The sequence below is a fragment of the Acidithiobacillus sp. TH-A35 genome (genome assembly GCF_057473505.1).
Window position 1 is genome coordinate 1 of record NZ_JBYCKR010000261.1, and the last position, 7,672, is coordinate 7,672.

Below are 7,672 nucleotides of genomic sequence, written 5' to 3' on the forward strand. Positions count from 1 at the left end.
CGTGCCCAGTTTTCCTTATAGCTCTGCTGCCGGTAGTCCCACTCCCGGTAAGGCCAGCCGCCTTGGGGACCTTGTACCCCGCGACCACTGCCAATAATCCTAGCGGGGATGGGAATACCAACCCCGACGCGCCCGCCGGTCCCCTGAATATCCTCGGGCGGGATATCCATATCCGGATCGTTGCCCTCCGCCTGTTGCGGGGCCTCCCGGGGCTTCTCTTCGTGGCCGGCGGCACCCAGCTCGCCACCACCATCCATCTCCGGCGCGTCAGTGCCACGTTTATGGCGCGGATACACCGGTCGCGCGGCATTGGGCGAATGGCCGGGCAGATAGGCGCGAGCCCGCTCGGACAGGGATATCGGCGGCAAATCCGTCGTCGCATACAGGGTCAGCGCCGCCCGGAAGGCATCGACAATGCCCGCCTGCGCCATCGTCAACGCGGCCATATCCTCCGGCAATCTTCCGGCCATACCGTCTTCCAGCAGCGACAGCGCTGCCTGGTAATAGCATCCGGCAGCCCCTTCCGGCGGATTGTGGGCATGCGCTGCCCGCAACACCCGTGCCAGATAGCCGGGCATCTCCCGTTCCAGCGCCGCATCCACGCGCAAGTCTTCGCAGAGGTCGAAAATAAGCTGGAAGCGGATCAGGTCTTCCCCGAACTGCGCGAAGAGCGGCCGCCAGGTAATCCGCTGGTCGGGATCCAGGGGTGGATGCTCCATACCGATTTCCGCAAAAAGGGCGCGGATGGCATCCTGCTCGTAGCTGTCAAACACCAGATGCGCGCCGGTATGGTAAAAGGCGAGCAGTGCCTCTTCCCGGTCCGGCATCACCGCCGGTACGAAGAGGCTGCGCCCGTCGGTCTCCAGAAAACTGCGCCCGCCTTCCAGGCTCCAGTCGCCCTCTTCCAGGGGCAGATGCAGCCCGGTCCAGGCCTGAAGCAGGAGTCCAAAGAGCCGCTTGTGGGTCCCTATATGAAAGCCGGGCAAAACCTCCAGCAAGAAGCTGCGCGCCTCGTCACTTTCCAGCCGGAACCAGGCCTCACCGCGCACCCGCCCCGCCGCCAGCACATCCGCGCCGCGCCGCGCCCACTCTGCTACACCCTCCAGTCCGCAGATGCCACGTACCTTGATGGCACCCTCCAGATAGGTCCCCAGCCCCAGGCGCCCTTTGGCCAGGGTATCGGCGGGCGTCAGCAGCGCCCGCAGCCCCTCAGTGCCCGCGTCGCCAAACAGAATGGCTGCAGGCACCCGGAAATAGGAGGCCGCGCTGTCCACATGCCGGTCAACCCAGGCGGCACCCAAGGCAAACCACAACGCCTCTCCCTCTACACCCCAACCCCGGCGTACCGCGCTGGCCTGTTCAAAGAAGCCCACCGCCGCCCGGAAGGTACCGCGCTGACTGAGGAACCTGCGAGCCTGATCGAGCCAGGGATCCAAGCCCCCAAAGGCTTTTACCAAATCGGCGGTGGCATGAAAAAACGCCTTGCCCGCTTCCCGATCATAAAAAAACAGGTCCCGCCCGGTCTCCAGGTACCGCAAGGTCGCCACCTCACCTAATGGGGTAACCGCTGGCAAAGCCGCCCGCGCATCCCTCCCGGCCACAAAGCTGATGGCCGCCAGATGGTCGAGGATATCCTCCGTCGCCGCCGACATGGCCGTTCCTTAGCCCTGTTCCGGGAAGAAGGTCCGGAAAATCTCCAGCAGCGCCTCGGCCAATTCCGGATCGTCCGTCTGCGGATTGATGATCGCCACGGTACAGGCTTCCAGCGCGTCCAACCCCGCCACCATCAGCGCACCCGCATAGATCAGGGCGCGGGTAGAGGTCACTTCCTGCAATCCCTGATCCTTGAGATTCCGGGCCTTACCCGCCGCCGCCACCAGCGCTCTGGCCCGACGCTCATCTATGCTCGCCTCTTTCATCACAATCCGGGTTTCCACAGCGGCGGGCGGATAGTTGAAATTCATCCCCACAAAACGCTGCTTGGTCGAAGGCTTGAGGTCCTTCAGCACCGTCTGGTAGCCCGGATTGTAGGAAATCACCAGCATAAAATCGGGGTGCGCAGTGATCTCTACACCGAGCTTTTCGATGGGCAGATGACGACGATGATCGGTCAGCGGATGAATGACGACCGTCGTATCGGTACGCGCCTCGACGATCTCGTCCAGGTAGCAGATCGCGCCCTCCCGCACCGCTTTGGTCAGCGGGCCGTCCTGCCAGACCGTCTCGTTACCCTCGATCAGAAAGCGTCCGACCAGATCCGAACTGGTAAGGTCTTCATGGCAGGCCACGGTCACCAGCGGCCGTTTCAGGCGCCACGCCATGTGCTCCAGAAAGCGGGTCTTGCCGCAGCCCGTCGGCCCCTTGAGCATGACCGGCAGACGCCGACCCCAGGCCGCCATGAACACCCTTACTTCATTCGCCACCGGCTCATAAAAAGGCTCATCGATGAGCAGGCGCAAGCCGTTACTCTCTGCCATTTTCGTATCACTCATACTTTGTCCCCATTGTTTTGCTCGGCATGACTGCGCAGGTACAGATAGATATGGCGCAGGGTATGAATCACCATGCGCTCCGGCTGTGCGGGCAGCGCGTCGGCACGCTCCGCTATCAGGCAATTCTGATAAAAAATCAGTTCACGGCAATTGTCGCGAATGGTGTTCCAGTGGGGTGCGCCCTTCACCAGCGCCCTCCACAATTCCAGCAAATCTGCATCACTGGCATAAGGCTTGTGCTCCGCTGCCAGCATAATGCGCAACATGGCTGCCGCTTCTTCCACGCCCGCCACCACCAGTTGCGGCAAGGCCATCCCCGCAGCCTGCTGCCGCGCCAGCGCTTCAATACGCACGTGCACTCCATCTAATGCGCTTATCAACCCGATTGACTGTGTCATCATCACTCCTGATGGATTTTTCGGTCGCACCCCGCTACCACTCCGGACGATTTTCGTCTAGGATAAAAGAGTTTCAGCTGAATGCGTGTACAATTCATTTTATAGCGTGATTAAGAAGGGGCTACCATGAGCATGAATCTGATCAAAATGGTCAAACTCAACAACCTGCAATACAACGCCAACCGCGACCCGCAAGTTTATCGCCGCGTGGCCGGCCATCCTTTCCGGATTCAGGCCCTGCTGGAAGGCAAGGGAACGGCAAAGATCAGCGTCACCTGCGAAGGCAAGACCATGAAGGAAACCAGCATCGAATTGCCCGGCATTTTCTCCTACGAAGTCACCTTCAAAAACGCTGGTATCCGTATCGCCACCCTCACCGTCAGCGCCGACGGCCGGAGCGAAAGCCATGACCTGCTGCTGGATACCGAAGCCCACGCCAAAGTCGGCTGACCCTGCGCAGCAGACCATCCCCATCGGTGCTCCGGCCGATGGGCGGTCCACCCCTCACCAGCCAAACTGGGCAAAAAATTCCGGCAGACGCTGCAAGCCCGTATCCCGGTCAAAAAAGCGGTCCGCCCGCGCCGAACGCGCCGCATCCCGCCGTTCCTGGCTTCCACCCAGACAAAATATCGCAATATTCAACTGGTATTCCCGCCGCAGGATATCAATCAGTTCAACAGGATCTACAATCCCCGGATCATCCAGACTGAGCAGCATGAAACGATGCAACAGCACTTCCTGCCAATCGCCGAGACCGTCCAGGTCCGTAGCCTCCGTCATCCCCCAGCCTTCGGGCGTCGCCGCCACCACGGAAGCCCGCAATTCGGGATCACCCGCCATAAGAATAAAGCGCTTGCGCATCCGGTCACTAATACTCGGCACCAGGCCACCTCCATTGCATGAATTCAGGATATCCCTAAAAGGCACGACAGATTCAATCCGTCCAGACCGCCGTCTCTGATAGTCTTTCGCCCCAGAGCGCGGCCCCGGCCCCGGCCATTTCCCGCAAGCGTTCGTCAAACCCCGCCGAACCAGGCTGCAGGCCAGTCAGCGTATCCCCCTGCCCCGCCGACCAGGCAGAACCAGCGACGCGCCGAAAGGTGTCATTTTCCGTCCACACTCGCAGCCAGTGGCCATCAGGCCAGTGCTGCTCCGTCAGGAAAGCGCCCGCCTTGAGCTTGATACCGGCAAACACCCGACGGCGGACGGGCTGGTCCCAATCCACTTCCTCCAACTCGGCCTGCCCCATCGCATACTGCTCGGTCTCAGTAGGCTCCGTCGGGAGGACCAACTCATAGCCCGCAGCCCGCAGCAACGCCGGACAGACTTCCCGCAAAGCCCCTGGATCCACCACCTTGTCCAGCAACTGCGACCAGCTACACAACCCTTCCTGCAACGCTTCTGTCAGCCAAGCACGGAATTCATGTGAAGGCGCCGCCACACAGTCCACAAAGGACGCCCACTGCGCATCCAGGATGAAGCTGCCACCGAGCACCAGACTGCGCCCAATGGTGGCCGCCCCGGTGCCGCCGATTTTGCGCCCCTGACACCAAAAATCATGCCCATCCCGCGCCTCCACCTTTAATCCAAAATAGGCGTGTACAGCGATCACCCAAGGGGCAATCAGGGCAAACAGCTCAGGCGCACGGCACACCCGCGTAGCAGGCGGAAAGATAAAGAAATAACTCAACTGACCAGGATCTACCCAGACCAAACCACCACCCAACGCCCGTTGCACAACCGGAATCCTCAGCCGCTCACAAGCCGCCCGGTCCAGCTCCGCACCCGGCCCTTGTGCGGCCCCCAGACTCAGATGGGCGTCAGACTGCGCCAGCAGCAGAATGGGCACATCCTGCTCACCCTGCGCCTCCGCCAAGCCAACATAAGCACGGTGCAGAGCCTCCGGGGCGAGCCCACCCAGATGAATCAGGCGAATTCGCACGACTTACAAAACCGCATCCAATCGAAACAACCTATCCGCCCCGATCAGCTCTGCGCAGTCTCCTCCTGCGCTTCTTTATCCTTCGGGCGATAAAAAGCGGAGAAATAGAAGTCGCGCTCATTGAGGGCCTGATGCCAGCGCACCCGCTCTTCCACGCCCGCCTGCATGATGCCTGCCATGGCCATGGACTGCTCGCCGTCGAGAATCAGGATGCCATCCTGCAAATCTTCATCCAGATCAATAAAATGTGCCGCCAGTCCTTGCGGCTCCTGGATATGTACCAGGAAAGACTTGCAGGAGGGGTCTTCCGGGTCCAGCGGTGTCATCACCAGCCGCCCCAGATAAGCCATCCGCGCCAGTTGATTGAAACGGGGGATCTCCAGCTTCTTCCCTATCTTGTATTTTTTCAGCTCGTTTTTCAGACTGCTGACATCGGTAATCGGTATCGGCTTCATGATAATCCCTAGCAATGCGCTCTACTATATTTTCCCCCAAAAACCCCTCCCCGCGCAAGGCGCCCACACAAAAAGGGAGACGGTTACCCGTCTCCCGCATGCCCTTGAGGAGGGATTTTTTAGAAGTCGTAACCGATCTGAAGACCGTAGGAGTTTTCGTACATGGTAGCGCTGACAGGCATAGGTCCACCAAAAGGTGAGGAACCAGCCGGACCAGTGTTGGTATTGGAGAACTCATGCATGTAGGCCTCCGTCAACTTCCACCCCATGCCCAGCTTCTGCGTGGCACCGAAGGTGATGGCACTCTGCACGATGGCCGGGAAGATTAGATTGGAGGCAATCGTGTTGTTACTGATGGGATTGGAACCATATGTATAACCTGCACGTACCTGCAACCAGTTGGTAAGATCATACTGTGTGCCGATGTTCGCCACCCACTGGTTCTTCCAATGCATCGGCAATGCAATAGAGGATACACTACCCGCAGGTGCGCCATGATAAACGGCATTCCAAGGACCAGACACGTCAAAGTTATTCATAGTGCTCGCCCAGTTAATCCACTGCCCCTCTACACTGATCAACCATTGCGGGATTGGGCGGATCGCCAGACCAAACGCAACCTGCTGCGGATAATTCAGAGTACCGCTATATTGACCGGGACTTCCGTATACCCCAGACCCGGTTTGATTTACCTGATTTTGAACACTCGCCTGCCAGTTTAGGGACGAAAACCAAATGGGTGACTTATAGGTCAGGCCCAAGGTGACCATATCATTCACCTTGTAGAGCATACCCAAAGTAAAGCCAGCGCCATATGCCCACGAAGGATTAGCGAGATTCAATCCACCCGTGACCGGCATAATACTGGTGACAGGCACGCCACCCGGTGTTTGTCCAACAATAACTGGCGCATACTGCGAAAAAGTCTGCTGGAAAGATGCTTGTTCAGCAGCAATATTCAGCGTAGCACCCACAGCCAAATGATGATTCACCTTCATAGCAATAGAAGGTGCCATTTGCATAAAGGTGATGCTACTAAAAGCTTGCGCGTATCCGCCATAGGGTAGATGAGGATTGGCAGGCACATTCTGCAAATAATTCACACCCAAGCCGGAGGTGCCATACACACCACCACCAAATACGATCCCATCGCCGAATGCAGGTGCAACCCAGCCAATCGCCGGAACACCGTAGACGTTGGTGTGGCTGCCAATTTCGCCAAATCCCAAATTCGTCTTGCGAACCGGGTTAAAAATTTCTGCCGAGAAGGCGGCTTGCGGAGTCATCAATGCCAATCCGGCCGGGTTGCTGATAGCCGCGGACAGAGGATCATCAGGAGCCGCCACCACGGCACCTGCCATACCCACGGCATACTGACCAATACCAATCAATTGATAACCATCAGTTGCGAATGCACTGGCCGACAGACCCATCGCCAACGTCGCGCCAACCGCAATTCCTAAAATTTGTGATTTTTTCATCTAAATCCTCCGCCCTCAGTCGTGTCGCTAATGACACGACGATTGTGTCGGAACAGGAACAGTGTTGCAAGGCATTGGTTCTATCATTTTTTTAATCCGTTTATCAACCCACAAAATGATGGTTTATTAGCAATAATAAATATTATAAATACCTGCAAGAGAACGCACAAAAACTCATCAAAAAAGGGGCCGAAGCCCCTATATGCGCACTACATAATACACCCCGATTCGGGGCATGACCTTGGCGCTAGCCCAAAAACTGCAAATCCTGTAACCGCATCTGGCGCCGCACGATCTCCACATCTTCCTTGTTCAGCGCAAAGGGAAAGGAGCGGATGTCCGAAGGCGACGAATCCCCATAAGGCCGATTACAGGCGCTGACTTCTTCATCATCCTTCCCTGGGCAGCCAGAGGTCTGGAAGGGCTTACCGGAGTTGATGATGTCTTCCAGTTCCGCCTGCGGATAACCGAAACCCAGTACGCGGCCATACTGATCAAATTCCATATCCTCATAACGGCCACCCGCATAATCGATGAGGAAACGGCCCAACTGCACCCGGCGCCAATGGTCCTGGGGCACTGCGTCCCAATCTTCCATCATGGAACCCTTCTCGGGGAAGAAGGCGAACATATGATTGTGACCGCCCATATCTTTCATCTTCTGGCAGACGGCGAGGATTTCCTGCTCCGTCTCGCCCATGCCGCAGATCAGATGCGCACCGAATTTTTCGGGACCGTAAATCTCCGCCGCCCATTCGATGGTCTGCCAGTACTTGTCCCAGGAATGAGGGCTCTGCACGGTCTTGCCACGGGTACGCTCAAAGATTTCCGGCGTCACGGCGTCCAGTGCGACGGTAAAGATATCGGCACCCATCACCTTGAGGTCGAGCAGATCCTGCTTCTC

At 58.0% G+C, this 7,672-nt stretch carries 9 protein-coding genes; 1 reads left to right on the top strand and 8 read right to left on the bottom strand.

Annotated elements, in window-relative coordinates:
• The 3 genes from AC2VNK_RS08645 to AC2VNK_RS08655 all read right to left on the bottom strand — a co-directional run.
• Window positions 1-1,652 (bottom strand): nitric oxide reductase activation protein NorD (locus tag AC2VNK_RS08645; protein WP_486883478.1); only part of this gene is annotated, 1,652 nt, incomplete at its 3' end.
• Between the two features lie 9 nt (window positions 1,653-1,661).
• Complete coding sequence (locus tag AC2VNK_RS08650) at window positions 1,662-2,492, bottom strand: AAA family ATPase (protein ID WP_486883479.1); 831 nt, start codon at window positions 2,490-2,492, stop codon at window positions 1,662-1,664.
• Window positions 2,489-2,845 carry a hypothetical protein gene (locus AC2VNK_RS08655; RefSeq protein ID WP_486883480.1) on the bottom strand — a complete coding sequence of 119 codons (357 nt, stop codon included), beginning with the start codon at window positions 2,843-2,845 and terminating at the stop codon, window positions 2,489-2,491. The genes AC2VNK_RS08650 and AC2VNK_RS08655 overlap by 4 nt, the downstream gene beginning before the upstream one ends.
• Window positions 2,846-3,016: 171 nt before the next feature.
• On the opposite strand from AC2VNK_RS08655, the gene AC2VNK_RS08660 reads away from it, so the two are divergent.
• Window positions 3,017-3,340, top strand: a complete 324-nt coding sequence (locus tag AC2VNK_RS08660) for a hypothetical protein (RefSeq protein ID WP_291523483.1) — start codon at window positions 3,017-3,019, stop codon at window positions 3,338-3,340.
• Window positions 3,341-3,394: 54 nt separating this feature from the next.
• Here AC2VNK_RS08660 and AC2VNK_RS08665 read toward each other — a convergent pair whose 3' ends face one another.
• The 5 genes from AC2VNK_RS08665 to AC2VNK_RS08685 form a co-directional block, all read right to left on the bottom strand.
• Window positions 3,395-3,772 carry a hypothetical protein gene (locus AC2VNK_RS08665; protein ID WP_291523481.1) on the bottom strand — a complete coding sequence of 126 codons (378 nt, stop codon included), beginning with the start codon at window positions 3,770-3,772 and terminating at the stop codon, window positions 3,395-3,397.
• Window positions 3,773-3,824: 52 nt separating this feature from the next.
• Window positions 3,825-4,832: a lipoate--protein ligase family protein gene (locus tag AC2VNK_RS08670; RefSeq protein ID WP_291523479.1), complete on the bottom strand. Its 1,008-nt coding sequence runs from the start codon at window positions 4,830-4,832 to the stop codon at window positions 3,825-3,827.
• A 44-nt stretch (window positions 4,833-4,876) separates the two neighbouring features.
• Entirely contained in the window at window positions 4,877-5,287 is a 411-nt protein-coding gene (locus AC2VNK_RS08675; RefSeq protein ID WP_291523477.1) for a hypothetical protein, read from the bottom strand.
• A gap of 119 nt (window positions 5,288-5,406) precedes the next feature.
• Window positions 5,407-6,768: an OmpP1/FadL family transporter gene (locus AC2VNK_RS08680; protein ID WP_486883481.1), complete on the bottom strand. Its 1,362-nt coding sequence runs from the start codon at window positions 6,766-6,768 to the stop codon at window positions 5,407-5,409.
• A gap of 247 nt (window positions 6,769-7,015) precedes the next feature.
• The coding region (locus tag AC2VNK_RS08685; RefSeq protein ID WP_486883482.1) for a radical SAM protein at window positions 7,016-7,672 on the bottom strand (657 nt) is incomplete at its 5' end.

What these genes read in the sequence shown, in the direction of transcription:
- AC2VNK_RS08675 (WP_291523477.1), bottom strand. Translation starts at nt 5,287, where the DNA reads ATGAAGCCGATACCGATTACCGATGTCAGCAGTCTGAAAAACGAGCTG.
- AC2VNK_RS08680 (WP_486883481.1), bottom strand. Translation starts at nt 6,768, where the DNA reads ATGAAAAAATCACAAATTTTAGGAATTGCGGTTGGCGCGACGTTGGCG.
- AC2VNK_RS08660 (WP_291523483.1), top strand. Translation starts at nt 3,017, where the DNA reads ATGAGCATGAATCTGATCAAAATGGTCAAACTCAACAACCTGCAATAC.
- AC2VNK_RS08650 (WP_486883479.1), bottom strand. Translation starts at nt 2,492, where the DNA reads ATGAGTGATACGAAAATGGCAGAGAGTAACGGCTTGCGCCTGCTCATC.